Consider the following 25630-nt stretch of genomic DNA (forward strand, 5'->3'; position numbering starts at 1 on the left):
AAGTTGATGGATGTGTGGTGGGGCCCCTATAAGACTCCAAAAAGGCCCCTCTAAATTATAGTTTTCGAACAGTATTATTAATTGCGACAATATAATCACTATCAAACGCATGGCGCAACCCTAAAGAATAAGCAATAACAGCCAATCCAAGTATACTGGAATCTTTATACAGTGCAGGTAATAATAAAAAGATTCCCAGCACAGTTGCTCCTTCTAGCGCTCATTAAAAAATGTAAAACCCACTGCACCAAAGGGTCCTTTAGTCATAAGCTTCACTAATTGTTGTGCGGTATATTTCGGTGAATATTTCATGTCATTTTGAAGCCACCAAATTGCCATCCCAACAACACAGGAAGTGAAGAAACGCAATACCATATCCTTTGGAATATCTGAGTCATGTTCTCCAATTTTAAGCTCAATGTAATTTCGTTCAAGGTTATCCATAATAGTCTGCTGCATTTGTAGGTTAAAATCATGAATACCATGAGGCCCGAACATGGTTTTATAAAAGTCTGCATGTTTTACCATACACTCAAATATCGATTGTAAAACTTCTTCGAGTTTCGAAAGATCTATTTGATGTCCCTGCACATGGGCATATAGGACCATTTTACTTGTCAACTCTTCTAGTGCACCCTCGCTAAGCTTTGCTAACAAATCTTGTTTATCTCTGTAGTGTGAGTAAAATGTTGCCCGATTGATGAGTGCCTCATCTGCGATGTCTTGAATGGTAATAGCATCGTATCCCTTTTCCGCTATCAGTTTGATAAAAGCATCATTTATAAATTTCTTTGTTCGAATAATCCGCAGATCCGCTTTTTTCAACATCTTTTACCTCCCTGTTCGTTATTGTCATTATAGACAACAGATTTCATCCTTTTGTTTCTTATCTTACGTTTATGCCTGAAATGTAAATTGAATTTTGTGGAAAAAACGATATAATTCCATTATAAACAACATGAATTTATTATAAAAGACACATTGTTCGTTATCTGTCTTTTTGTTAAACGAATGCTAGGAGGAATAATTTAAAATACTTACAGTAAAGCAATTTTCAAACAAAAGATGGTTCTAGGTGTTCCTTTAGGCATTATGGCTGCTGTTATCATCGCTAGTTTTGCTTTTATGAAATCTTAGATAATCCACCAATTTTAAGCTTGTAGAAGTGTAGTAAACACAGTTCGAAAGAAGGTTACAAACAAATGAAATCAAAAATAAGAATTAAAGCTATGGTACCTATGTGCCTGAAAAAAACTCACTAACGATTATCTAGATAAAAATGGAATAAAAGTAAAAACTTATATATTGATTGCGCATAATATATATTTAGCAATATATATTATAAAAAGGATTAATGGGGGATGAGAATAATTAAAAAAAATATTATTTTTGCACCAGAAACTTTTAACTTGGCCGAAACTACCAGATCAATAGAAGTAGCGAAGAAATGTTCCGAATACTTTCATTGCATATTTATAGGCTACTCTAGAAAATATGCTTACCTTATTGAAGAAGCTAACTTTGAATTTATCCACCTTGAACCAGTTTTAAGTGAAGACGATGTCACTCAACTCATGAAAGTCGATCAGATGAAGGGCATAAAGCATCCCTTTACATACGAACATCTCAAAAAACGAATTGAGAATGAGAAAAGAATTATAAATGCTTACCGTCCGGCGGTTGTCGTTATCGGAACTACATTAAGTATGTTTATTTCAGCGAGAGCTTGTCAAACACCACTTGTATATATTAAACCACTAGCATACACCAGAACTTTTTTATTAAAAGGACACCTAGAATTACCTTCCATAATTAATAAACCTTTCTTACCTAAAAAAGTCACCATGAATCTCTATAAAAAGGTTGCTTTAGGTATTACTTATAAACCAAAATCTTTTTCTAAATTGGCAAAAGAAGAAGGAGTAAAACTTCCAAAATACACCATAGATGCACTAGATGCCGATTATAATTTAATTACAACCATTCCTGAAATTAGTGGTGTGGACGATCTTCCTACTAACTATAAATATATTGGCCCGGTTTATGCAAAACTGGATATGCCTATACCTTTATTTTTAGATAGTCTTCCCTCAAATCAACCAGTTATTTATTTTGCAATGGGGAGCTCTGGAAGTAAAGAAATTGTCATGAAAATCTTACATGTTTTAAAGAAGCTGCCTGTGATAGTTATATGCCCTATGAAGAAAATACTTGCGTCTAGTGGCAATGTTTTTTCTAGTAATAAGAATATCATCCTTTGTGATTTGCTTCCTGCTCATAAATTGGGAAACATAATAGATTTATCTATTATTCATGGCGGGGAAGGTACAGTTCAAACCGCTTGTTTGTCTGGAAAACCATTTCTTGGTCTTGGACTGCAAGCAGAACAAAAAGCCAATATAAATGAATGTGTTCTCTTTGGTAATGCATTAGCTCTTAAACGAAAAGATATAACAGCTAAGAAACTTGGTGAATTAATAGAATTTTCTTTAACAAATAAAGAGATGCATAATAGGGCAGAAAAAATGCAGGAGCTTTTAGAAAATATTGATGGTCCAGTAAATGCTGCTAACTTCTTAATAAATCATTTCGCTATAACATAAAAGAATAATGGAGGTTTACCATGAATAAAGTATACGATAAAATTATTAGCCATTTGGCTGAAATAACAGGTTATGATCAAAGTGATATTGCTGTAACTGATTCGTTAGTTAATAATCTTGGCCTTGATTCAATGATGATTATGGATTTTCATAGATTAGTAGTACATGACTTTCCTGAGATGAAAGAAGTTGACTTGGAAGAAGTTTTTCAACAAGAGGATACAACTGTAGATAACATTTTATCTTTAGTATATAAAGAAACAGGGATGGAAATAAATCAAGAGACAGCTTCATTACTGGATGATTTCACTGAAGTTAAAGAGTTTCATAAATATCTTAAAAACAGAAAATACATTCCTTATTTCAGAAAAAACCATGGAATAGCATCAAATAGAATTATTATAGATGGAGAAGAGAAGATAAATTATTCCACTTACAATTACCTCGGTATTAATGGTTCAAATATAATTAACCAGGCCGTCATTGAAGCGATAAATCGTTATGGAACGAGTGTTTCTGGTAGTAGGTTACTTAGCGGAGAAATTGAAATCCATGAAAAGCTTGAAAGAAAAATTGCTGAATTCTTAGGTGTAGAAGATGCTCTAATTCAGGTGGGAGGACACAGTACTAACGTTAATACTATAGGGAATATTGTCAATCAAGAAGATTTAATTCTACATGATGCATTGGCTCATAATAGTATTATACAAGGTGCAATTCTTTCTAATGCCAAGCGAAAACCGTTTAAACATAATGATATGGATCATCTAGAAGATGAGCTGAAAAAGCTAAGATCGAAATTCCGCAGGGTTTTAATAGTGGTAGAGGGTGTTTATAGCATGGATGGAGATATCTGTAAATTACCGGAACTAATCAGAATAAAAGAAAAGTATAATGCTATTCTCATGGTGGATGAAGCGCATTCAATCGGTACTATTGGTAAGAATGGTAGAGGTGTTACAAGTTATTATGATGTTAACCCTAAATCAGTAGATATTCTAATGGGAACATTAAGTAAATCCCTTAATAGTTGTGGGGGATATATTGCCGGTAGTAAATCATTTATTAAATATTTAAGATTCAATTCACCTGGATTTATTTTCAGTGTAGGAATGACACCAGCTAATGCAGCTGCGGCATTAGCGTCGTTAACAATCTGTGAAAGTGAAGAAAGTTTATTTGTAAGATTAAAAGAAAACCATACGTATTTCTTAAATGAATTAAAGAAACTAGGAGTTGATACAGGTAAAAGCTATGACACTCCAGTAGTACCTTTAATCATTGGAAACTCTGATGAAGCTCTAAAATTATCGGAAATATTATTTGAAAATGGAATAAATGCGATGCCAATAATTTATCCTGCAGTAAAAGAGAGTGAAGCTAGAATAAGATTTTTTATTTCAGCTGCTCATTCAAGAGAAGACCTGGATATGACTTTAAAAGTAATTAAAGAAAACATTCAAAATTTATCCACGTACAATGAGTCGGTGTTAATACATGTATAAATTACGTGGGAATTTATAAAGATAGGGAGCTTTCTGCTTCCTATCACTTGATTTTAAAAGAAGAGGAGGTTATTAAATGCAATACAGTTTGTTAATGAGCAAGTATCAATCATATACTCCAAACAAACATTATAAGTTACCAGAGAAGTCCATTCGTATAAACATATTAGTTCGATTATCTAAGATTGTAGGGATAAGAGATACTCCTTTGTTCCAATTATTTTTGTTTTCAAAAGTTAAAAACTATATAAGATTTATTGTATTAAGGAAGATATACGGGAATTTTGAGAATGTTCAAGAAATGACAAAAGGAAATATGCATCATAATATATTTCATTCATTTATGGATTTAGGTATCCAGTTAGGGATGATCTCACAAAAAGAGAATGTATACACATTAAATCAAGAATACCTTTTGGCAGTAAAGGACAGAAACAGCTTAGTTGAATTTGAAGACAAAAATTATAGTAAGACTATAGATAAAATACACAGTGATTACAAGTTCATTGAGCGTGTAATTAATACAGAACATAATACAACATTAGGAAAAATAATGGGAAAACTAGATTTTGTTTATATTAAAGAGGTCCTTACCTATTTACAAGAGATTAATGAATTGGACTTTTTTAAACAAATATCCCCTAGCTTTTCAGAAGATTTCTATACAGATCTTGGAGAATTAGCGTTTAATATTTACACAAAAGAAAACTATGCAGCTTTTATTTCTCAAAAACAATTCAAGTCACTTCTAGACATTGGTTGCGGAAATGGTAATTTTATTGATGTTCATTTGAGGTCTGTTGATAAAAAAATTGTTGGTGTAGAAAGACAAAAAAAAGTGTTTGAGAAACTACAAACTAAATATAAAGATAAGTCAAATGTTGTTATACATAACGAAGACATTATAAATCTTTCTTTTGATTGCAAATTTGACATGATCAATATGAGTTATATGCTATTTTATCTTACTCAAGACGAAAAAGAAAAGCTTTTCAAGAAACTAAAAGAAATTTTGCATAGGGATGGTTCTATAATAATTTGCCAGTATTATCCTAATTTTGAAGTATATCAAGAGTTAATTGCTAAGCATAATAAGGATTGGAATCTTATATCTCGCTTTAAATATGATATTTGTAATAGTATTCTCCAAGCTGAAGTTGTATTAAATAATATGCTTATTGATTTTGCTCAAGCGGAGCAGTGGAATCTTTTCCTTCCTCTATTAGATTCATGTGGATTTGAAGTGAGTGAAATCGCACCAGCAGATGATACATATTATTCGTATTTTATTACAATTAAACATAAAAATGGAGGTACAAATGATTAAAGCTACTAACGTTAAAAAAGTCTTTAATGCAAATAAGCAAAATGAATTAAATGTGTTAAGAGGAATTGATTTAGGTATAACTAAGGGTGAACTATGTACAATTATTGGAAAATCAGGGTCGGGTAAAACTACGCTTCTCAAATGCTTATCTGGGCTAGAGAGTGTTACTTCAGGCGATATACAGGTAAACAAAAGAAGTATAGGTAATCTCACTAAAAAAGAGGTAAATGTTTTTAGGAAAAATGATATTGCTTTTGTTTTTCAAGAATATAACTTAATTGATGATCTTACTTTACATGAGAATATCTATTTAGAACATGATGTCACTGAAGAAATTGAAAATCTTATCGATGAGTGGGATATTCGTAAAGCAATTAATTTATTCCCTAATCAATGTTCAGGAGGTCAACAGCAAAAAGCTGCTATATTAAGAGCCTTAGTGAAAAGAGCAAAAATACTGTTCTGTGATGAACCTACAGGAGCGCTTGATGGTAATTCATCTAAGGAGGTCCTAACAGTGTTGCAAAAGCTGCAACGAAGTCATCAAACTACGATTGTTCTTATAACCCATAATGAACAAATCACAAAAATTTCTAATCGCATTATCACTATCCATAATGGAAAAAAGGTTAATGATGTAGTAAATGAAGATATTGAATTGGCGGAGAATTTAGAATGGTAAATCAAAACGTAAAGAAAAAATTTAGAAAACGTACAATAAGAAGATTAAACACTTATAAATTAAAGTTTCTAGTTATATTTCTTGTTGTTTTTGCTACAACTGGCATTTTTATGAGCTTCTTTGTTGGTACTAGTAGTGTTCTACAATCAGTTGAAAAATTCAACAGCAAATATAACGTAGAGGACGGTATATTTCTAACTAATGACGATATTCACGAGAATTTTAAGGATATTTCCTTCGAACAAATTAAATATGGTGAAGTGAGGGAAGATGGAAGTACAGTTCGAATATTCCAGTCAAGAAAAAAAATTAATAAATATCAAGTGACCAGCGGTCGTGATATTCAAAACGATAAAGAGATTCTAATTGACAATAACTATTTAAAAGCAAATAAATTAGCGCTCAATGATGAATTGACCTTTAATGGAGAAAAATTAAAAATAGTTGGAACTGCAATATCACCTGATTATATTACAACAAAAAATAGTAATCTAGTGTTGCAAGCTAATTCTGAAGCTTTTGGTATAGCATTTGTAAATGAAGAAACGTTTAAAAGGTTATTCGCTAATGAGTTCTCTGCATATTACGCTTATACTAGCAATCTAGATGTTCAACAGGTTTCACAAATCGTTAAACCAATTTATATAAATGATTCACAAAACAACACGAGGATACAACAAGTAATAGGTGATGCAAAAGCGCCAAGGGACCTTGCGTTGCTTTTAACATGCTTACTATATCTAATAGTTGGGGTTCTTTTAAGTGTTTACCATTTTGAAGTATCCAAGAAAGAATCAAATAACCTAGCAACATTTAATAAGTTAGGCTTTAACAAATGGATTCTTTTTAAGCATTATATAACTGAAACGAGCTTAACACTTTTAATTGCATGGTTAATCGGTAGTACACTCGGTATACTTTTGATTGATACGATTATGCAAATGAATAGCCAAATATATAATTATCCAATTCTTAAAATTGATTATATATTATTGACAGAATGTTTAGTTTTATCACTAGCTATTGTTTTAGTGATTAACTTTGTTCTAGTTTATCAGTTTTATATAAAATTTAAAAAGAAGAAAAATAAAGTTAAATCTATAAGAAAAAGAAGTAGCAAAATCATGAAATTCATTCCTTTTACTTACCGGTATCGGTTAAAGCGGATAAATAGAAATAAAAAGGAAATGGCTTTGTTTATAGTACTGATTTTCTTTGTAGGTTTACTGATTAATTTTTCGTTTTTATTGAAAGACTCTGTAACTAAGTATGTCGATGACTTAGCATCAGAGAATACTTTTGAAGAAATTTTGTTTTTAAAGCCACCTAATCAACCTGATATCAAAGGTGAAGAGTTTAAACTATATAACTTATATGATGAAGAAGGTATTACACAAAATGTTTATGTAATCGGTTCTGATTCTAAGTATTATAATTACAATCTCAAACTGGAAGATGGAGATGTAATAATTACTCAAGCATTCTCTGATAAATATGGGAAAAAAATAGGAGATAAGTTACTACTAAAAGATGTAACTAATCAAAAAGATTACTCATTTAAAATTAATAAAGTCAACAATGTTACTACAGTGAGTAGTATATATTTAGTTTCCAATAACGGAGAAATGTTCAACCATGACACATATTCAGTACCTGCAGTAGCTCTATCAAAACCATATGATAATGCTAACGATAGTGGGATAGAAGCTACATTGACTAGGAACGAGATAATAACTTCCGGAAAAAATATCTTAGATGTTATAAACAAACAGATCACACTTATTTTAGGGCTTGCTATAGTTCTACAAGTTGCATTACTTTACTCACTTCTTGAGTTCAGTTATCAAAATAGTATGAAATCAATTAAGACATTAAAATTAGAAGGTTATTCATTAAAAGAACTAATGAGAATGCATTTTGCCTTTAGTTTTCCTATTGCGGTTCTAACTATTATTGGATCATACCTTCTATCAAGAATAGGTGTAAGAGTGTTTTTGGATCAAATTATGTTTGACTTTGTCAACTTTGTTGAAGTTACTGATAATTTAAACATTATATTTGTAAGTAACGGAATGATAATTGCCGTATTTACCTTCTTCTTAATAAGAATAAGGTCAAAAATGAAATGCATTTGAAATGATAATGGAGGTAGACGAGTTTATGAATAGAGTCGTAGTAACAGGAATAGGAATTGTTTCACCAAATGGTATTACCAGAGAAAGTACCTGGGAAAGTATTGTTAACCTTGAAAACGGTATCATCTCCTCCAGATATGAAAATACAAACTTTGTTGGGGAAGTAGATGACATTTTTAATGAACCACTTACTACAAAGGATAAGCGGTATATGGATCGTTGTACTCAAATGGCCGTAATTGCATCAAGAGAAGCCGTTAAAGATGCAGATTTATTAATTAATGATGAAAATAATGAAAATATTTCTGTGTTTGTTGGAAGTTCTGTTGGGGGCATTCGTGCCCTCGCAGATGAGTTTGGAAATGCAGCTGTAAAAGGTGTAGATCAAATGACAATGCTTGTAATACCTAGAAATCTAATTAATATGATATCAGCAAATATTAGTATTGATTTAGGTTTAAAAGGTGAATCTCTTGCTTATTCAATTGCCTGTGCTTCAGGAACAGTAGCGATAGGAGAAGCATTTAAAAAAATTCAAAATGGTAGTAAAAAAATAATATTAGCAGGTGGAGCAGAAGCATGTGTTATTCCACAAGTTATAGAAGCTTTTAGAAAGTTAAGAACTTTGACGAACTCTAAATCCGTAGATAAAGCTAGTGTCCCTTTTTCAAAAGATAGATCTGGATTTGTAATGAGTGAAGGGGCGGCCTTTCTTATTCTTGAAGAACTTAATCATGCAAAGGGGCGTGGGGTTCATATCTATTGTGAAATAGAAGGTTATGGAAGCTCATCAGATGCTACTTCATTATTGGCGCCTGACCTTAATGGTGTTACAAGATGTATGGAAAATGCATTAATTGATGCTAAATGCAGTTCCAATGAGGTAGAGTACATAAATGCTCATGGTACATCTACCAAACTAAATGACTTAACTGAATCAAAGGCTATAAAGAAGGTATTTAATCAAAATCCTTTAGTATCCTCGACTAAATCTATTCATGGACATGCTTTAGGAGCAGCTGGAGCAATTGAAACAGCATTATGTTGTATGATGATTAAAAAAGGAAAATTAATTCCCACTATTAATGTATCAAGAGACAGTGTGGGAGAGGATATAGAAGTTAACCTTCTTTTAGAAGAGGTATCTAATTATAATGGTGGTAAGATCTTAAATAATTCATTTGCGTTTGGTGGACATAATGCCTCAATTTTATTATCGAACTTTCAGGATTAATTATGGATATTTTCTTCTGTAAGATAAATAAAAACCAAAGTAATCTTATATCAAGAAGAATTCTCACTAAACGAGCTATACAGAGATTAAAAAAAACTACACATCCTAAAAAAAAGCTTCATATTATGTACAGTGATTTACTTATACAGTATGTGCTGTTCACAAAACAAAGAATGAAATATCCGTTGAGTATAACCTATAATATGCGAGGGAAACCTCTGTTATCGAAAGGCTTCTTTAATATTTCAAATTGTAATGAATGGGTTATGTGTACTTACAGTAATAATGCTGCCGTAGGGGCTGATATTGAGGAATATAAGCGGTGCAATCATGAGTTAGCTCAATTCTTCTTTACTCAAGAAGAACGAAAACACTTATTAACTCTATCACAAAGAGAACAAATTAATTTTTTTACAGATACATGGACTTTTAAAGAAAGTTATGTGAAATGTAAAGGAATCAGTTTATTCGATATTAAAAACAATATCAATTCACCTTTAGTAAGGAATTATTTTATTAAGGATGACAAAGAAATTGAAGGTGAATTATTTTATTATGTACGTGGGGTTATCGAAAATTATAGTTGGTGTTTGTTTAGCAGAAAGAATTTTACTAACTATAATATTGAGTTAGTGTACTATTCGCAACTTATAGAAACTTTAACTAACATACACAGGGGGAATTATGCAGAGCATTTACATGACTAATCACTTTAACAAAATTTATCAACAAAGAGAAGCATTCGCTAATGAAGTACAGCATTTCAAAAACAAAGAATGGGAAAGACCTTGTAAGGATAAGTGGTCTTTTGGAGAAACATATTATCATTTATACTTAATGGTCAGGCGATTTCGACAATTAAATAAGTTATATTTACCACTGTCTAGACCAATTGCTGCAGCAAGAAAAAAGTTACCTTACAAAATCCATAGTAAGGACATATATACTGAATATAAAGAGAAACACAATAAACCAATGAAAGCACCTTTTATTTTGCTACCACCTAAAGGAATAGAAGGTAAAATTTCATTTGAAAGATTAATTAAAGGGTTAGATAATGAAACGAAGAATTTAGAAAAAATACTTTCTAAAATAGAAGATGACATTGCTGGCCACATACGTTTCCCTGATCCAATCGCTCATAATCCAAACTTAATACAAAGTATTCATTTAATAGCTATACATGAAAAACAACATTTCTTTTTATGCAAAAAATATTATAACTTAAATTAATGTGTCTCTATTGAAGATATACTAATTTATTTGGGTCCGGTGGAAATATATGAAGAATAACACGGAGGTTTTAAAATAAAAAATATATTCTAACTTTAATACCATTTATATTAGGACTAGGGTTTGTAGTTAGTTATAATACTATCGGAGCTAAAGTTGCATAGAATGGTACTCTTGTGGAACCATTCTATTTACTACCAATAGGGTATTTATTTCTAGCTATCGGTATTCTTAGTCTTTTTGTAAGTAAAATGAAAAAAGTTAATAAATAGACTAAATAAGAGGACTAAATAAGAAGATCAAACTAGAAAAATAATCTAGTTCGGTCTTCTTATTATTTTAAATTCATTAATAATCGACTTTTCCACATCACTATAGAATGAATCGATATAACTCTTCAGCAAATAAAGATAACTCTTGTTTTTGGTGCGTATTCATAAAAAGCACGTCACTCTTTTTCATTAACATAAGAGAATGGTAACGTACTTTTGACTTCAAAAATAGTCTAAATCCTTAAGTTGATGGATGTGGGGACATATCACATACACTACAGAAAATCTTGAAAAGAGGGAGCAGCTATGTATTATTCATATGAAGATGTGTTCGGTTATTTTCGAGATGGCTATGAGATAAGCGGTGATGTAGTTGCACTTGTTGATCCGTATGTTGTACAAACATTGCAATCAATCATTGGAAAAAGACTTGTGGTGGAAACAATTCGTGGTAGTGTAAATGGGACGCTAAGAAGTGTAAAGCCGGATCATATTGTACTAGAGGAAAAAGAAATACCTACGTTTGTTCGAGTGCAGCAAATTGTGTGGTTTAAGCCTGAGAAATAAAGGTGCTTTTCCGCCGAATTACAAGAGTGAAACTAAAAGCCTACTACTTAACTAGTAGGTTTTTTTATATACAAAAATTTATCATATATGTTAATCTTTATGGGATAGGTGATGAAAATAAATGTTAATATATACCCTCCTATACGTATTAACATGAAGCAATCGAGGTGTTTGTTTTGTTGTTTTATGATCGTATTTCGATAATGGCCCCTCCAGTTCCGTAGCGAAGAAAGCTCTAACTATCTGAGATTTTCTAAGTTATAGGAGGGTATTAGAAAATGAAAAAAGTCTCAGTACCATCATTATGGTTAATGATTATTCTTGTGGCATTCCCACAAATTAGTGAAACAATTTACACACCATCTTTACCAGATATTTCGAAAGCACTACATGTCAGTAATAATGCTATGCAGTTAACGCTTAGCATTTACTTTGCTGGATTTGCATTAGGTGTATTTTACTGGGGATGGTTGTCTGATATTATAGGGCGTCGTTCCGCGATGATTTCAGGAATTGTGACGTATGGTGTTGGTAGCTTATTATGTTACTTAGCCAATTCAATTGAATTCTTGCTGATCAGTCGTTTTATACAAGCATTTGGAGCAAGTACTGGCTCGGTTGTTACGCAAACGATTCTTCGTGAAAGTGTAAATGGGCATAAACGGCATGTCATGTTTGCGCAAATTTCAGCAGTCATTGCGTTCACACCAGCTATTGGCCCGTTAATCGGCGGGTGGATGGATCAAATATTTGGATTTAGAAGTGTTTTTTTAACTTTAGTTTTGATGAGTATTGGGTTATTGGTTTGTACTTGTATGAACTTGCCAGAGACTTGTACGAATGTAACAGCAAAAAAAATAAACATTTTTTCAATCATAAAACGAATGATTCAAGTTCCAAAAGTAATAACATTTGGAGTGCTGATTGGAGGAACAAACGGTATATTATTTAGCTATTACGCTGAAGCGCCATTCATCTTCATTGAGTACTTTATGTTATCACCTGGCGTATTTGGTTTTTTAGGTATAGTGGTAGCTTTCGCTTCTGTTATCGGAGCGCAAATTTCAAAAAGGTTACTTTTAGCTTATCAACCAGAAAAGATTATTTATATAGGTTGCATCGTAATGATAGGAGGAGCTACGCTTTTATCTATTGTTACTTTTACTGGAACGAGTGCAAATATGATATATATGAGTCTTTTTCTTATCGCTCTATTTATATTGCTTTTAGGAATAGGCATTGCTTTGCCAAATTGTTTAAGTCTAGCATTAGTTGATTTTCAAGATGTGATTGGAACAGCAGGTGCCATATTTAGTTTAGGGTACTATGTAATTGTTACAATTACGATATGGGGAATGAGCCAGTTGCATACAGGTTCTTTACTTGTTATGCCTGTATATTTTCTTCTACTTGTAGTTGTCATGACAGTTCTAAGTCGGATGTTTATTTATAATAATAAGATTAAAAAATCTGCTTAAATATAAAACTACAAACATATAAGGTGAAAGGAGTCCCATAGATGAAATGGGACTCTTTTTTTCTTTGTGTGAAATTATGAACTCACATTGTTAGGAAAAGATTAAAGAAAGGGAAAGGAGTAGTTTTGAACATCCTTTCCCTTTAAGACTAGTATTTAGTATTCATGTAACAAACAAATAAATCAATTTTTTTTGATTTATTTGTTGAATTTATAATGAAACAGTGCGTATAATATAAATATCAAAAAAAATTGATAAAGGGAGTGAAGCGCGTGAAAGAAAACTTCGGACAGTTTGAAAAGAAATTTAAAGCACTTGCAGACAAAAAAAGATTAGAGATTATGTACGAGTTATGTCAACGTGGGCAGACGTGTGTTTGTGATTTAACTGAGGTTTTTGGAATTTCACAATCTAAACTATCTTATCATTTAAAAATATTACTTGATGCGAATTTAATTGTAAAAGAAACAAAGGGAACATGGAGCTATTATGATTTAAATGATGAAGAAGTGAATAATTTGTTGTCGGAAGAACTTTGTTGTGTGTTCCGAAAAACTGGCAGAGGGAGTTGCTGCTAAGTTTTTTATTTTATATAAATCAAAAAAAATTGATTAATTAAATTGAGGGAGGAATAGGATATGCAATATGTACATGTGGGGATCAATGTGACGAATTTGGAAAAGTCAATGGAGTTTTACAGTAAAGTATTTGGAGTAACACCAGTGAAAGTAAAAGAAGATTATGCGAAGTTTTTATTAGAAAGTCCAGGATTAAACTTTACTTTAAATGTAAGAGACGAAGTAAAAGGAAATCAAGTAAATCATTTTGGTTTCCAAGTAGAAAATCAAGAAGAAATCAGCTTGCACAAAGAGCGTTTAGAAAAAGAAGGGTTCTTTGCTCGTGAGGAAATGGATACAACTTGTTGTTATGCGGTGCAAGATAAGTTTTGGGTAACGGATCCTGATGGGAATGAATGGGAGTTTTTCTATACGAAGGCTGATAGTGAAGTACACAAAGTAGAAACATCTAGTTGTTGTGTGAATTCAACTTCATGTTGCTAAAACGAAAAGGAGAATAAGATGAAACGATTATCGTTTTTAGATCGATACTTAACCCTCTGGATTTTCCTTGCGATGGCAGTGGGAATTGCAATAGGATACCTATCACCTGGATTTGTGGATGGACTGAATCATTTACAGGTAGGAACAACTTCTATTCCACTTGCAATTGGTTTGATTCTCATGATGTATCCACCGCTTGCGAAGGTTCGTTATGAAGAAATGGGGCGCGTTTTTAAAGATGTGAAAGTACTCATATTATCGCTTGTACAAAACTGGATTATTGGTCCTATCCTTATGTTTGCTTTAGCCATTATATTTTTACAAGATAAGCCAGAATATATGGTAGGGCTCATCATGATTGGCTTAGCACGTTGTATTGCAATGGTTATCGTGTGGAACGACTTAGCAAAAGGGGATACGGAGTATGCGGCAGGGTTAGTTGCTTTTAACTCTGTATTCCAAATGTTATTTTTTTCGGTATACGCATATGTGTTTGTGACAGTGATTCCAGAATGGCTAGGGATTGAAGGTGCTGTCGTTAACATTACAATGATAGAAGTTGCAAAGTCAGTTTTTATTTACTTAGGAATTCCGTTTATCGCTGGTATGTTAACGCGTTTGATTTTTGTAAAAATAAAAGGGCGAGATTGGTATGAAAAAGTATTTATACCAAAGATTAGTCCTATTACATTAATCGCTTTACTATTTACAATCATTGTGATGTTCTCATTAAAAGGTGAAGTCATTGTTAGTGTACCATTTGATGTTGTACGTATTGCGATTCCATTACTCATTTATTTTGTAGTGATGTTCTTTGTTTCTTTCTTTATGGGCAAGAAAATTGGTGCAAGTTATGGGGTAACAACGACATTAGCGTTTACAGCTGGAAGTAATAATTTTGAACTAGCAATCGCTGTAGCTGTTGGGGTATTTGGGATTCAATCTGGAGCAGCATTCGCGGCAGTTATTGGGCCTTTAGTTGAAGTACCCGTTATGATTGCTCTCGTAAATGTAGCACTTTGGTTCCAGCGTAAATATTTCCAAACACAACCAAAATAAATAGTCATAATAAAGGTGGAATTATCATGGATAATAAAAAAATAATTTACTTCTTATGTACAGGGAATTCTTGTCGCAGCCAAATTGCAGAAGGATTTGGAAAGAAATATTTAGGCGACAAATGGAATGTATATTCTGCAGGGATTGAAGCGCATGGTGTGAACCCAAATGCGATTAAGGCAATGAAAGAAGTAGGTGTCGATATTACTGGGCAAACATCTGATAGGATTGATCTTGATATTTTAAACAATGCTGATTTTATTGTAACGCTTTGCGGTCATGCAAACGATGTGTGTCCGACTACACCTTCGCATGTAAAACGTGTTCACTGGGGATTTGATGACCCAGCAGGGCAGGAGTGGTCTGTATTCCAAAGAGTGCGTAATGAGATTGGTGAGCGAATTCAGAAGTTTGCTGAAGTAGGAGAATAGCGTAAAAAAGATCCGATTTTCTTGTTGTGAAAATCGGATCTTTTTCGAATTAAAAACGTTCTAATACAATTTTTCCAATTGTGCGCCCTGATTCAATTAATGTATGTGCTTTTCGAAGGTTTTCTGCATTGATAGGTGTTAAGGTTTGATTTAAGGTAGTTTTAATCATGCCTTGATCTAGCAGTTCGCTTACTTTATTTAATAGGTTGTGCTGAAGAATCATATCATCTGTTTGATACATTGCTTTTGTAAACATAAATTCCCAAACAAATGTAGCACTTTTGCTTTTTAAAATATTTAACTCAAGCGGATGTTCGTTTTCTACAATAGAACAAATTTTCCCTTGTGGTTTAATACTTTCTCCCATACCATGCCAGTGTTGATCTGTATTGTTTAAACAAAAAATATAATCTACATCATTGATTTGCAGTTCTAATAATTGCTCTTTAAAAGGTTTATGGTGATTTATAATATAATCCGCACCTAAGTTTTTAATCCACTCTCTTGTTTCATTTCGCGATGCAGTTGCAATTACATGTAATCCAGCCCATTTTGCTAATTGGATAGCGATGGAGCCTACACCACCAGCGCCGCCGATAATTAAAATGCTTTTTGATTTGTTTTTATCTTTATTTTCAGGTTCAATGCCTAGTCGTTCAAATAACCCTTCCCATGCTGTGATGGCTGTTAAAGGAATGGCAGCGGACTCTGCATTTGTGAGAGATTTCGGTTTTTTACCAACTAGCCTTTCATCTACTACATGATACTCACTATATGTACCTGGTTTTGTGATACTTCCCGCATAAAATACTTCATCGCCCGGTTTAAAGAGAGTACAATCTGCCCCAACTTCAACTACAACACCACTAGCGTCCCACCCTAATATTTTAGGATTCGCTTCTTTTTGAGGTTTTGGTGAACGTACTTTTACATCAACGGGATTTACAGAAATTGCATTGATTTTGATAAGTAAGTCTTTTTCATGTGGTACGGGTCTTGGAATTTCAATATCGATTAAACTATTTTCATTTTCAATAGGTAAATATTCAAGTAAACCAATTGCTTTCATTTTTTTAACCTCCATGAAATAAGTTGTCTTCTATTACCATTATAGGACGTGGAATTAAATTATGTAAGAAGGCACATGAATGTAGTATAGTATCATTCGTGTTACTATATGTATGTAAAAAATGAGTCCGATGCCTTTTGGCATCGGACTCATTTTTAAACAATAGGGAGTAGAAGAACAAGATTTTGTTTCAGATTTTTGGCTATGACATTTTGAATGATTTTTTTAATAGCATCATAAACCATACTAGGCTCAAACCAATGAGAGAATGAGAGAATCCAACAATATAGGTTAATTCTTTAAAATCAGCCCCATTTAGCTGAAGAAGTCCACGAGTTGCCATTGAAGAAAGTGTTAAAATTAATCCAATATTATGGACGATGAACCAAGTAGAAAAACCTTTCACATTATGAAATGAAAATGATTTTGCTAATGCTAAGGCAATTAAGAAAAATAAAAAGCCAAGTACGAGCGTATGTGTATGTAAAAGGTTTAGTAGGGTAGATCCGAGAATACCTTTTGATTTTGCATATTCTCTAGCAAATACACCTGACAATAAGCCGATAACTAAATATGTAAGCGATGCGTAATATAATTTTTTCATTATATACCTCCTGATGTAAAATCCTATTGTATTTTTAAATTATGGTCGTTACATAGTAAAAACTCCTAGTTCTCCAGGAGTCTTGATATAACAATAATTATTTTATCATAATTATTGGGTATTTGATTATATGGAATAATTGAACTTTATGTGAACAAAGAGGGAGTGTGAAAATCAGATTCACTCGGTTCATTACAGAGGGGAATTAAAAAAGGAATGGCTAATGAAATAGATAAAGTATGTAAGGCATTTCTTTTTATTAGCTTGTATAAGTTTCATTTTTCGTGAGATTTTTCTTTTTCTAAAAGAGGGCTTTGGCTTAAAGAAGGTAAATTTTCAATGGATTATGGTCATGAATATATTGATAAAGTTCATCAATATATTTGTAGAAAGGAGGAATTTAAATGAGGAGAGATGATAATAAGATTGGTCACTTTACATCTGAAAAAGGAAAGGAAGACTTTCAAATTGCCTACGATGAATCAATGGCACTTCTTCCAAAGCCTAACGATACGAAAGATATAAAAACTAAATATGGGACAATTCGTGCTTATTACTTTACTAAAGAGGAAAACAAGCATAAGGAACCAATGCTCTTGCTCCCTGGACGTGGTGCATCCACTCCAATGTGGGTACCAAATTTAGAAGGGCTAAGGGAGAAAAGGCCTGTTTACACGATAGATTTACTCGGTGAACCTGGAATGAGTGTGCAAACGAAGGTGATTGAAAACCAAAAACAACAAGCAGAATGGTTAAATGAAGTAATTGAAGGATTAGGTTTAGAAAAAGTGCATATCGTGGGTGTCTCCATTGGAGGTTGGACAACAATGAATTTGGCCAGATATAATTCAGAGCATATTGCTACGGCTAGTTTATTGGACCCAGTCTTTGTATTTGCGCAAATATCCATAAAGACGATTCTTGCATCTATTCCAGCTTCCGTCCCTATTGTACCTAAGTTTATAAGAGAAAAGATGTTAAGCTACGTCTCTGGAGGAGCAGAAACAAATGACGATGAGCCTATTGCTAAATTAATCGAGTCGGGTATGCGCAACTATAAGCTTAAAACGCCAGCGCCTGATCTATTTAGTAAAGAAGACTTAAAAAATATCAATGTTCCAGTGCTTGCATTAATGGCTGAAAAAAGTACAATGCACAATTCAGTAAAAGCAGTTGAAACTGGGAAAAAATACGTTAAAGATATCGATATAGTTAACTGGAAAAATGCATCTCACGCAATCAATGGTGAGTTCTCTAACGAAGTTAATGCCAGAATTCTTGATTTTGTAGAAAAGCATTCTAATGACAACTAGGTTGAAAGTGGAAAATATGTTGTAATAACAACTGTATCTCTATATAGCTATTAAATAGGGTTTAGCTCATTTTTTTCGTTTTGGGGATATTTTAAAATCTTGGCTTGATGGCGATGGGGTACTACCCATCGCCATCAAGTTAAGAAACTTTTATTTCAAAAATGAAAAATAAATTAAATACTCATAGATGTTGATTTAAAATAAAGTTTGATAATTTGTAAAAAAGTTTGATAAAAAGATCTATTTTGTAGAGCATTTCTTTATTCAACAATCGGGCCATTTCGTGGAATAACATCTTTAAAGAAAATTGGATATCTATGTTTAAGTAAAAATCCCAAATCCAATAAAGGATACGGGATTTTTGTTTTTAAATATTGTGTATTACTGTCTAATACGGAGCTTAGATTCCAGCCCACACATCTTTTCCATATCGTCCTTCACGTTGCAATTGGTCTAACCAACTTTTTGCCTCTTGTTCACTTATCCCATGATTTCGCTGATAAGCTTGACAAAGAGTATCCTCTACATCCGGAGCCATTCGACTTCCATCACCGCATATATAAAGATGAGCACCGTTATCTAATAAAGAAATTAACTTGTCTCCATCTTGTTTCATTAAATGCTGTACATATGTTTTGGGATGTCCTTCCAGACGCGAAAAAGCTGTGTGTAAGGATAATATGCCATCCTTTTCATCTTTTTCTAATTCTGTACGATAGAGATAATCCTGTTCAGGATGACGACAACCGAAATATAGATGAGCTTCTCCTAACTTTATGCCTTGCTGTTTCTGGATGCGACGTGATTGTAAAAATCCTCGGAATGGTGCAATCCCAGTTCCTGGTCCAACCATGATAATTGGCGTTTCAGGATTTTTGGGCAACTGAAAACCGGATTGTGGAGTACGAATAAAACAAGCAATATTGTCTTCGTTGTGACGTTGAGCTAAATAGTTAGAAGCGACCCCTTTATATTCGCCTCGTCCACTCCGTGCAGGTCCGCTTACAACACCAACTGTAATACTCAGGCGATCCTGGGCAACGAGTGGTGAGCTTGAAATAGAATAGTAACGCGGTTTGAGTGCAGGGAGAAGTTCTAAAAACCGCTCAAACGGCATTTCACATGCTTCGTACTTTTCGAGAAGATCTAACATGGAAATACGTTTTTTTAATATTTGCTCCTTGTAAATTTCCTCTTCCACTAAAGTTTCTAATTCGCGTTTGTGCGGGGGGCAAACCGTAAAAGATGCCAGTTCCCGTATTTGTGCTCTGGTTGCTGCTTCCTGCATTTCCACACTATAGCTAAGCAGATCACGTAAACTAGCAGGCATATCAAGTGGCAGATGAGCTGCGTTTCGTCCGCTTGCTGTCAGCACTACTTGATCATTTCCATTCAAATTATACCTACGGAGAACGCGGCTGACATTTTCCTCACTGTTGTGTGGAAGCACTCCGAGATGGTCTCCTTCGTGATAAGTAACTCCTTGCGGTAGGGCCACCTCGATATGCCGAGTGCTCCGATCACTGCCAGTTGATTGGAGTTCGCGATTTTCCACAATAGTTGCATTCACTGCTTCGTACGAACGAGCAAGAGGAGACCCTCCAAGGCCACTGACAAACTGAAGGCTTAGGGTACTGCGTTCTTTTTCTACATTTTCATTGAGCTCCAATCCAAAAGCTTTCATCGCATCCGACCACATACTTTGTTTCCATTGATTGAGCTGTTCCTCAAAGTCTCCACTTGCATCTCCCTCCCCGCGTGTTGAGAACCTTGTGGCTCCTTGTTGAGCCATCTGCTCGTCAATATATCTTGGGACATTCTGATAGGTACTGGCCCAGTTATGATCTCCACAGCCAAACACCGCATAATGAACACCTTGTAGCTCACCAGGTTGTAGTTCTTCAAGCCATTGTACGAATTGTCCAGCATTGCTCGGTGGCTTTCCGTTATAAGAAGAAGTAACAATGAGAATGGCCCCTTCTTTCGGTAAGTTACCAATTCGGTCATTTAAAGGCGATACTTCAGTCCGTACGCCATGCAAACTCGCTGTATCCGCAAGTTCCCGTGCTACACCCTCAGCAGTTCCAGTATCAGAGCCGTAAAGAACAAGAAGCAGACGATTATTGAGTCCTTGGAGAGAAGCTGCATTCTGAACTTGCTGTTCCGTCTTGTGGTCCTCCGGCGTTGCTGCTACAGGTATTAGGACAGATGGACGGATGGCAGCTTGATTTCGGAATCGAACCTTTATCTTAAAATCACCTGGCTTTAACGTTAATGTTTGTTTAATGTCCAGCTCATAATTCGCATAATCGATGAATTCAAAATGCTGGAGAAGCATTCCTAGTACGAGAGTGGCCTCATGAAGGGCAAACTGCATACCGATACATGCCCGCTGGCCATTTCCAAATGGCTTATAAGCATGATGAGGAACTTTATCCGGATCTTCAAACCGTTCGGGATGGAATTCTTCTGCATTGTCCCCCCATGCATCTTTATCTCGATGCAACTGTGGAATAAGAACCGTAATCCGATCTTCTCTTTTCTTTACCGGATATTTTCCACCAATCACCGTGTCTTCTTTTGCATAAAGGCTGAATGCTGGTGCGGTAGGCCATAGACGTAGCGATTCATTTAAAATCATCCGGATATACTTAAGCTGCAGAACTTGTTGATATGTCGGAGTGGGCCCTGTTAATACCTGATCTACTTCTTCATAGGCTTTTCTCAATTTATCCAGATTCTTTAATAAGTAATAGATCGCAAAGGATAACAATCCACTTGTTGTCTCGTGCCCGGCTATTAAAAAGGTGATGATTTGGAAACGAATATTTTCATCATCCAGTTTTTCGCCCGTTTCAGGATCCTTCACATTTAACATACGGGAAAGCAAATCATTTTCTTCCTGGTTTCCATTGGCCTTACGCTCGGCAATAATATTATCCACTAAAGAAAACATGGCTTGGATATCATGCTGAAATTGACGTTTCGTTCTCACCATGAGTTTGTCCTGTATATCTAATCGTTGTGTTTGATGCATCGCTTCATCTAGAGCACGGACCATGCTGGTGATAAAAGGATGAGGAGTCTCACGATAATAACTGTTGAATCGGTAATTAAAACCGCATAAACCAATCGTGTCCAATGTAAGACGGGTCATATCCTCCGGGACATCCACTTCTTCATTCGGATTAAGCCGTGCCCATTTTTGAACGAGCTGTACGGCAATATCGACCATCATGGTATGGTAATCCTTCATTGCCCGCTGGCTAAATGTAGGCATCAGAATATTATGAGCTTTGCTCCAGTTAGGCTCGTGTGTTCCACTTGTAAATAACCCGTCTCCAGCAAAGGGACGAACCTTTGCTAAAGGACCTTCTACACTTTTATCGAACCGTGACTGGTCACAGACCTCTGCTACCAGTTCATGTCCAGAAACGATAATGGCGGTACTTCCTGGAGTTTGAAGCCGAAAAATGGGACCGTACTCTTCCGCCAGCTTGATAAACGATAGGAGCGGTTTATCTTTATCAAGTAGAGGTACATTACCTAATGGACCAAACGTTTTAGGTTGTGGAATATCATTAAGCTTTTTCATTAAAAACATCCTTTCAAAAGAGCATGTCTTAGTGATTATTCTTGCTTGAGAAATTTTACCTATCTGCACTACTTTAAAAAGTTTACTTTTAAGATGTGTTTGATAACTTGTTTCCATCTCTTTCTGTCTTTTGTTACAGTTGTAAAGTTCCCCAAAACATGAGTGGGGCCAGTTGATATGCAACGGATGATAACAACATGACAGTGAGTTCCTCCGGATGCTGGTCTGCGAGAACATCCAATTCAATTCCTTTTACAATAAAAGGATAATTTGGTTGGAAAAAGGATTGGGATTAAAAGTTAATCATAGATCGTTTAGCTTTATTTCTATACTTTACCAATATGCTTATGATTATGATGCTGGGTAAAGGATTGATTAATCCAGGCTGATTCTGGGCGATTAGTTTTCCCACTTGCTAACAGAGGGGCCATGTTTCCTCGTGAATTGAAGATTCATTCTTTTATGCAATCAATTCCTACCTATGTACAAATCGTTTTTGTATACATGGAAAAGAGAAGATATGAGGTGTGGTTGAAGAGGAATTTCCAGTTTATAGAAAGTGACTATTATGTTAAAATATCAGAAAAGTCAAATAATAAAAAGGTGGATTAAAAATATGACTATATTAGAAAAAATTAAAGAAAATGTTTCAAAAGTGATTATCGGTAAAGAAGAAGTAATAGATTTGGCAATGATTGCGCTAGTCGCAAATGGGCATGTTTTATTAGAAGATGTACCAGGGACGGGGAAAACAACGTTAGCTAAAACGCTTGCGAGGAGTATTGATGGTGCTTTTCAGCGTATTCAGTTTACTTCTGATACTTTGCCTGGTGATGTAGTAGGATTAGAGTATTTTGATATGAAAGAAAGTGATTTTAAAACGAGAAAGGGCCCTATTTTTGCGAATCTAGTATTAGTAGATGAAATTAACAGGGCAGTTCCGCGGACGCAATCGGCGTTGTTAGAAGTAATGGAGGAGCGAACGGTAACAATTGCGGGTGTAACGCATGTATTACCAAATCCATTTATTGTACTCGCAACGCAAAATCCATTAGAGTCGGCAGGAACATTTACGCTTCCAGATGCGCAGTTAGATCGTTTTCTATTAACGATTCGCCAAGGGTATCCAAATCGTACATATGAAAAAGAAATGTTAAAACGATTTAAAGAAAATAATCCATTTAACGACCTGCAAAGTGTTGTAACTCTCGCTGACATATTGGAGTTACAAGAGCAATCGAAAAAGATTCATGTACATGATGAGGTGGAAGAATACTTGCTTGATATTGTAGAAGCGACGCGGAAACATGAGTTAGTAGAAATTGGAGTGAGTCCGCGTGGGTCGTTAGCGTTTATGAGAGCGGTACAAGCAAGAGCTTTATTAAAAGGAAGAGAGTATGTAACTCCTGATGATTTGAAAGTTTTAGCTGCTCCTGTTTGTGCGCACCGATTAACGCTGACGATTGAAGGAGATATGAAAACAACAAAAGTAGATGTACTGCAAGGGATTTTAGAAAAACTTGCAGTGCCAGTGGAAAGCGTATGAATGAGACGATAATAAAGAAACATCCGTTGTTAGAGCCACTCTTTATAGGCGGAGTTGGTGTGATTTGTCTTATTCTCGTTGTATTTACGAATCAATTTTTCATTGTAGCAATCTTTTTGCTTTATTTGTTGTTAGTCGGATTTTTGAATTTCTATATGAAGGCAATCATGAAAGTAAGATGGGATATTTCTCAAAATCAACAGAGACTGTTTATGAACGAAAGAGGAGAATGTGTCGTACAAATTATCAATGAGGCGCGATTCCCGATTTTTAAAGCAGCTCTTCAGTTTCGCTCTGATGAACAAGTGGAATGGGAAACAGACCAGGAGATGAGGCGTTCGCATCATTCTTATCAAATACCTTTCCAATTAGAAGGAAGAGACATGATAACAGTTACGTTAGAAGGGAATGGAAATGAAAGAGGAAGACAAGGGTGGCAAGCAGCGGAAGTAATACTATCAGATCCGTTTGGCCTTTTAACATATTATTTACCTATCGAACAAAAGAGGCTCCCTGAATTTCATATTCTTCCGCAAATGTCGAAAGTAACAATACCAGAAATGACAACTTGGAAGCACGGGTTTCGCAGAGCGGCTGTTTCTCCGTTATATGATGAAACGAAAATAGTAGGTGTAAAAGAGTATGAAGGGGAACCATTTCGTTCGATTCATTGGGGAGCGACTGCGAAAACTGGAGTGATAAGTGCGAAAAAGTACGAATATACACAAGGTGATCGATATGCATTATATGTAAATCTATTAGGTAAAACAGGATATACACTTCGCACTGATATGGAATATTTAATTCAAGTCGCTGCTGGAGTATGTCGGGAGTTAATTTCACAGGATTGTTCGTTCGAATTATGGATAAATGGTGTACGGGAACAAGGTGTCATTCATTTAAAGGGAGGAAAACACCGGAAACAACTGTATAAAGCGATGGATTTGTTATCCTCATTAACGGAAAAAGATACACCTCTGAATACACATTTTTTCTATCAAACTGGATTTCGCAGACAAGAAGCGGGCTGTATTCCATTAATTATTGGATATCCACCTGAAAAACAAAAAGGATGGGTGCAAATTGTGAAGTAAAGGGAGGAACGGTGAGAAAATTGAAATGGGGATCACGTGTTATATTTTGTTTCATAGCTATTGGTCTTTGCTTTCTATTAGCGCTTGGAATAACGAAAGGTGCTTTTTTTGCAAAGGGACAGATATTAGACACTTCTCAATCAAAGGTAGGAGAGGGTGGTGAACCGCTAACACAAAGAAGATGGATACCAACAGGAGAAGAAGGGACACCGATTGAACCAGAGGAGGGTTCAAGAGTATTATATTGGCTAGAAGGTACATTAGATTTTAATAAAGATGGATATTATAAGAAAGAGGACCACAAAGGAATCCCTCGAGATAGAAAAGTGCCAATTGGTGGCATAGAGTTTCTAGGCGTTAGCACTGAAAATATATTTCTACAAATTGGCATCGTTGTCTTAGTAGTGTTCATCCTATTTTTCATCTTTCGTCGTATGCGGAATAAGAAGCAGGAGATTCATCATATTGATTTGAAGCAAAAAGAAATACGAAAAGTTGAGGGGCATGTAGAACAAGAGGATCAAGATAGCTCAATCCTTCCAATAGAAGAAGTGCGTGCAATGTTAATCAAATGGGAAATGACATTACCGAAGTTTGAAAAAAGAAGATTACAAGAGACGGTCCAACAATGGTTTTCCCGTATTCATAAAGGTGATCCTATTATTCCAATCTATGAAAAAGTAAGATATGGGGAAGGGACTGCTTCTAATGAAGAATTACAGATGATGCGGAGATGGATAAATGAACATGTAAAGTGAAGTGAACCCGAATAGTGGTACATGAGAAAACACCTCCTGAATTCGCATACTAAGTATGCAAATT

Annotated in this window: 22 protein-coding genes and 2 pseudogenes; 19 read left to right on the forward strand and 5 right to left on the reverse strand. The window is 34.6% G+C overall.

The window, feature by feature from the left end; genetic code table 11:
* Positions 1-58: 58 nt before the first annotated feature.
* Positions 59-202, reverse strand: a pseudogene (locus CN373_RS22325) (HoxN/HupN/NixA family nickel/cobalt transporter); the annotation flags it as partial.
* Between the two features lie 11 nt (positions 203-213).
* On the reverse strand, positions 214-828 hold the full coding sequence (locus CN373_RS22330; RefSeq protein WP_000913192.1) for a TetR/AcrR family transcriptional regulator: 615 nt from the start codon (positions 826-828) through the stop codon (positions 214-216).
* A 533-nt stretch (positions 829-1361) separates the two neighbouring features.
* On the opposite strand from CN373_RS22330, the gene CN373_RS22335 reads away from it, so the two are divergent.
* The 15 genes and pseudogenes from CN373_RS22335 to arsC all read left to right on the forward strand — a co-directional run bounded on the left by CN373_RS22335 (position 1362) and on the right by arsC (position 15587).
* Positions 1362-2603 (forward strand): glycosyltransferase, encoded by a 1242-nt coding sequence (locus tag CN373_RS22335; RefSeq protein ID WP_001220176.1) that lies wholly within the window; start codon positions 1362-1364, stop codon positions 2601-2603.
* A gap of 20 nt (positions 2604-2623) precedes the next feature.
* Positions 2624-4108 carry an aminotransferase class I/II-fold pyridoxal phosphate-dependent enzyme gene (locus CN373_RS22340; protein WP_098360173.1) on the forward strand — a complete coding sequence of 495 codons (1485 nt, stop codon included), beginning with the start codon at positions 2624-2626 and terminating at the stop codon, positions 4106-4108.
* 76 nt (positions 4109-4184) lie between these two features.
* Positions 4185-5435: a class I SAM-dependent methyltransferase gene (locus CN373_RS22345; RefSeq protein ID WP_098360174.1), complete on the forward strand. Its 1251-nt coding sequence runs from the start codon at positions 4185-4187 to the stop codon at positions 5433-5435.
* Entirely contained in the window at positions 5428-6117 is a 690-nt protein-coding gene (locus CN373_RS22350; RefSeq protein WP_000588491.1) for an ABC transporter ATP-binding protein, read from the forward strand. The genes CN373_RS22345 and CN373_RS22350 overlap by 8 nt, the downstream gene beginning before the upstream one ends.
* The gene (locus CN373_RS22355; protein WP_000248032.1) at positions 6111-8252 is read left to right on the forward strand and encodes an ABC transporter permease; all 2142 of its coding nucleotides are present in this window, start codon (positions 6111-6113) and stop codon (positions 8250-8252) included. The genes CN373_RS22350 and CN373_RS22355 overlap by 7 nt, the downstream gene beginning before the upstream one ends.
* A gap of 25 nt (positions 8253-8277) precedes the next feature.
* Positions 8278-9486 carry a beta-ketoacyl-[acyl-carrier-protein] synthase family protein gene (locus CN373_RS22360; RefSeq protein WP_001082776.1) on the forward strand — a complete coding sequence of 403 codons (1209 nt, stop codon included), beginning with the start codon at positions 8278-8280 and terminating at the stop codon, positions 9484-9486.
* A gap of 2 nt (positions 9487-9488) precedes the next feature.
* Positions 9489-10193, forward strand: coding sequence for a 4'-phosphopantetheinyl transferase family protein (locus tag CN373_RS22365; protein ID WP_000350758.1), 705 nt, complete (start codon positions 9489-9491; stop codon positions 10191-10193).
* Complete coding sequence (locus tag CN373_RS22370; RefSeq protein WP_240519122.1) at positions 10171-10719, forward strand: DinB family protein; 549 nt, start codon at positions 10171-10173, stop codon at positions 10717-10719. Before CN373_RS22365 ends, CN373_RS22370 begins: the two co-directional genes overlap by 23 nt.
* Positions 10720-10805: 86 nt before the next feature.
* Positions 10806-10991 (forward strand): annotated as a pseudogene (locus tag CN373_RS22375) (DUF3955 domain-containing protein).
* Positions 10992-11297: 306 nt separating this feature from the next.
* Positions 11298-11558, forward strand: a complete 261-nt coding sequence (locus tag CN373_RS22380) for a YuzF family protein (RefSeq protein ID WP_000291828.1) — start codon at positions 11298-11300, stop codon at positions 11556-11558.
* A 278-nt stretch (positions 11559-11836) separates the two neighbouring features.
* Positions 11837-13036 (forward strand): multidrug effflux MFS transporter, encoded by a 1200-nt coding sequence (locus tag CN373_RS22385; protein WP_000758021.1) that lies wholly within the window; start codon positions 11837-11839, stop codon positions 13034-13036.
* A gap of 272 nt (positions 13037-13308) precedes the next feature.
* Positions 13309-13614 carry an arsenical resistance operon transcriptional regulator ArsR gene (gene arsR / locus CN373_RS22390; RefSeq protein ID WP_000662011.1) on the forward strand — a complete coding sequence of 102 codons (306 nt, stop codon included), beginning with the start codon at positions 13309-13311 and terminating at the stop codon, positions 13612-13614.
* A gap of 60 nt (positions 13615-13674) precedes the next feature.
* Positions 13675-14097, forward strand: coding sequence for an ArsI/CadI family heavy metal resistance metalloenzyme (locus tag CN373_RS22395; protein ID WP_001200464.1), 423 nt, complete (start codon positions 13675-13677; stop codon positions 14095-14097).
* Between the two features lie 18 nt (positions 14098-14115).
* Complete coding sequence (arsB, locus tag CN373_RS22400) at positions 14116-15156, forward strand: ACR3 family arsenite efflux transporter (RefSeq protein ID WP_098360175.1); 1041 nt, start codon at positions 14116-14118, stop codon at positions 15154-15156.
* Between the two features lie 26 nt (positions 15157-15182).
* Positions 15183-15587 carry an arsenate reductase (thioredoxin) gene (arsC, locus tag CN373_RS22405; RefSeq protein WP_098360176.1) on the forward strand — a complete coding sequence of 135 codons (405 nt, stop codon included), beginning with the start codon at positions 15183-15185 and terminating at the stop codon, positions 15585-15587.
* Positions 15588-15636: 49 nt separating this feature from the next.
* Here arsC and CN373_RS22410 read toward each other — a convergent pair whose 3' ends face one another.
* Both CN373_RS22410 and CN373_RS22415 read right to left on the reverse strand, forming a co-directional pair.
* Entirely contained in the window at positions 15637-16656 is a 1020-nt protein-coding gene (locus tag CN373_RS22410) for a zinc-binding alcohol dehydrogenase family protein (protein ID WP_098360177.1), read from the reverse strand.
* Positions 16657-16858: 202 nt separating this feature from the next.
* Positions 16859-17260 carry a DUF2871 family protein gene (locus CN373_RS22415; protein ID WP_098360178.1) on the reverse strand — a complete coding sequence of 134 codons (402 nt, stop codon included), beginning with the start codon at positions 17258-17260 and terminating at the stop codon, positions 16859-16861.
* Positions 17261-17664: 404 nt separating this feature from the next.
* On the opposite strand from CN373_RS22415, the gene CN373_RS22420 reads away from it, so the two are divergent.
* On the forward strand, positions 17665-18573 hold the full coding sequence (locus CN373_RS22420; protein ID WP_002057024.1) for an alpha/beta fold hydrolase: 909 nt from the start codon (positions 17665-17667) through the stop codon (positions 18571-18573).
* Between the two features lie 400 nt (positions 18574-18973).
* On the opposite strand, the gene CN373_RS22425 is transcribed toward CN373_RS22420, so the two are convergent.
* Entirely contained in the window at positions 18974-22168 is a 3195-nt protein-coding gene (locus CN373_RS22425) for a bifunctional cytochrome P450/NADPH--P450 reductase (RefSeq protein ID WP_113745341.1), read from the reverse strand.
* 616 nt (positions 22169-22784) lie between these two features.
* On the opposite strand from CN373_RS22425, the gene CN373_RS22430 reads away from it, so the two are divergent.
* From CN373_RS22430 to CN373_RS22440, 3 genes are read left to right on the forward strand one after another with little or no spacing between them, the layout of a single operon-like run.
* Positions 22785-23714 carry an AAA family ATPase gene (locus tag CN373_RS22430; protein ID WP_235674876.1) on the forward strand — a complete coding sequence of 310 codons (930 nt, stop codon included), beginning with the start codon at positions 22785-22787 and terminating at the stop codon, positions 23712-23714.
* A complete protein-coding gene (locus CN373_RS22435; protein WP_098360180.1) occupies positions 23711-24808 on the forward strand; it encodes a DUF58 domain-containing protein in 1098 nt (365 codons plus the stop codon). The genes CN373_RS22430 and CN373_RS22435 overlap by 4 nt, the downstream gene beginning before the upstream one ends.
* An 11-nt stretch (positions 24809-24819) precedes the next feature.
* Positions 24820-25566 carry a hypothetical protein gene (locus CN373_RS22440; protein ID WP_098360181.1) on the forward strand — a complete coding sequence of 249 codons (747 nt, stop codon included), beginning with the start codon at positions 24820-24822 and terminating at the stop codon, positions 25564-25566.
* Positions 25567-25630 lie beyond the last annotated feature (64 nt).

Origin of the sequence: Bacillus cereus (genome assembly GCF_002561295.1) — a bacterium.
Classification (GTDB): Bacteria; Bacillota; Bacilli; order Bacillales; family Bacillaceae_G; genus Bacillus_A; species Bacillus_A cereus_S.

Coding starts and splice junctions, on each gene's coding strand:
- CN373_RS22425 (WP_113745341.1), bottom strand. CDS start 22,168: ATGAAAAAGCTTAATGATATTCCACAACCTAAAACGTTTGGTCCATTA.
- CN373_RS22360 (WP_001082776.1), top strand. CDS start 8,278: ATGAATAGAGTCGTAGTAACAGGAATAGGAATTGTTTCACCAAATGGT.
- arsC (WP_098360176.1), top strand. CDS start 15,183: ATGGATAATAAAAAAATAATTTACTTCTTATGTACAGGGAATTCTTGT.
- CN373_RS22435 (WP_098360180.1), top strand. CDS start 23,711: ATGAATGAGACGATAATAAAGAAACATCCGTTGTTAGAGCCACTCTTT.
- CN373_RS22370 (WP_240519122.1), top strand. CDS start 10,171: ATGCAGAGCATTTACATGACTAATCACTTTAACAAAATTTATCAACAA.
- CN373_RS22430 (WP_235674876.1), top strand. CDS start 22,785: ATGACTATATTAGAAAAAATTAAAGAAAATGTTTCAAAAGTGATTATC.
- CN373_RS22420 (WP_002057024.1), top strand. CDS start 17,665: ATGAGGAGAGATGATAATAAGATTGGTCACTTTACATCTGAAAAAGGA.
- CN373_RS22415 (WP_098360178.1), bottom strand. CDS start 17,260: ATGAAAAAATTATATTACGCATCGCTTACATATTTAGTTATCGGCTTA.
- CN373_RS22355 (WP_000248032.1), top strand. CDS start 6,111: ATGGTAAATCAAAACGTAAAGAAAAAATTTAGAAAACGTACAATAAGA.
- CN373_RS22340 (WP_098360173.1), top strand. CDS start 2,624: ATGAATAAAGTATACGATAAAATTATTAGCCATTTGGCTGAAATAACA.
- CN373_RS22385 (WP_000758021.1), top strand. CDS start 11,837: ATGAAAAAAGTCTCAGTACCATCATTATGGTTAATGATTATTCTTGTG.
- CN373_RS22365 (WP_000350758.1), top strand. CDS start 9,489: ATGGATATTTTCTTCTGTAAGATAAATAAAAACCAAAGTAATCTTATA.
- CN373_RS22330 (WP_000913192.1), bottom strand. CDS start 828: ATGTTGAAAAAAGCGGATCTGCGGATTATTCGAACAAAGAAATTTATA.
- CN373_RS22350 (WP_000588491.1), top strand. CDS start 5,428: ATGATTAAAGCTACTAACGTTAAAAAAGTCTTTAATGCAAATAAGCAA.
- arsB (WP_098360175.1), top strand. CDS start 14,116: ATGAAACGATTATCGTTTTTAGATCGATACTTAACCCTCTGGATTTTC.
- CN373_RS22395 (WP_001200464.1), top strand. CDS start 13,675: ATGCAATATGTACATGTGGGGATCAATGTGACGAATTTGGAAAAGTCA.
- CN373_RS22410 (WP_098360177.1), bottom strand. CDS start 16,656: ATGAAAGCAATTGGTTTACTTGAATATTTACCTATTGAAAATGAAAAT.
- CN373_RS22380 (WP_000291828.1), top strand. CDS start 11,298: ATGTATTATTCATATGAAGATGTGTTCGGTTATTTTCGAGATGGCTAT.
- CN373_RS22335 (WP_001220176.1), top strand. CDS start 1,362: ATGAGAATAATTAAAAAAAATATTATTTTTGCACCAGAAACTTTTAAC.
- CN373_RS22345 (WP_098360174.1), top strand. CDS start 4,185: ATGCAATACAGTTTGTTAATGAGCAAGTATCAATCATATACTCCAAAC.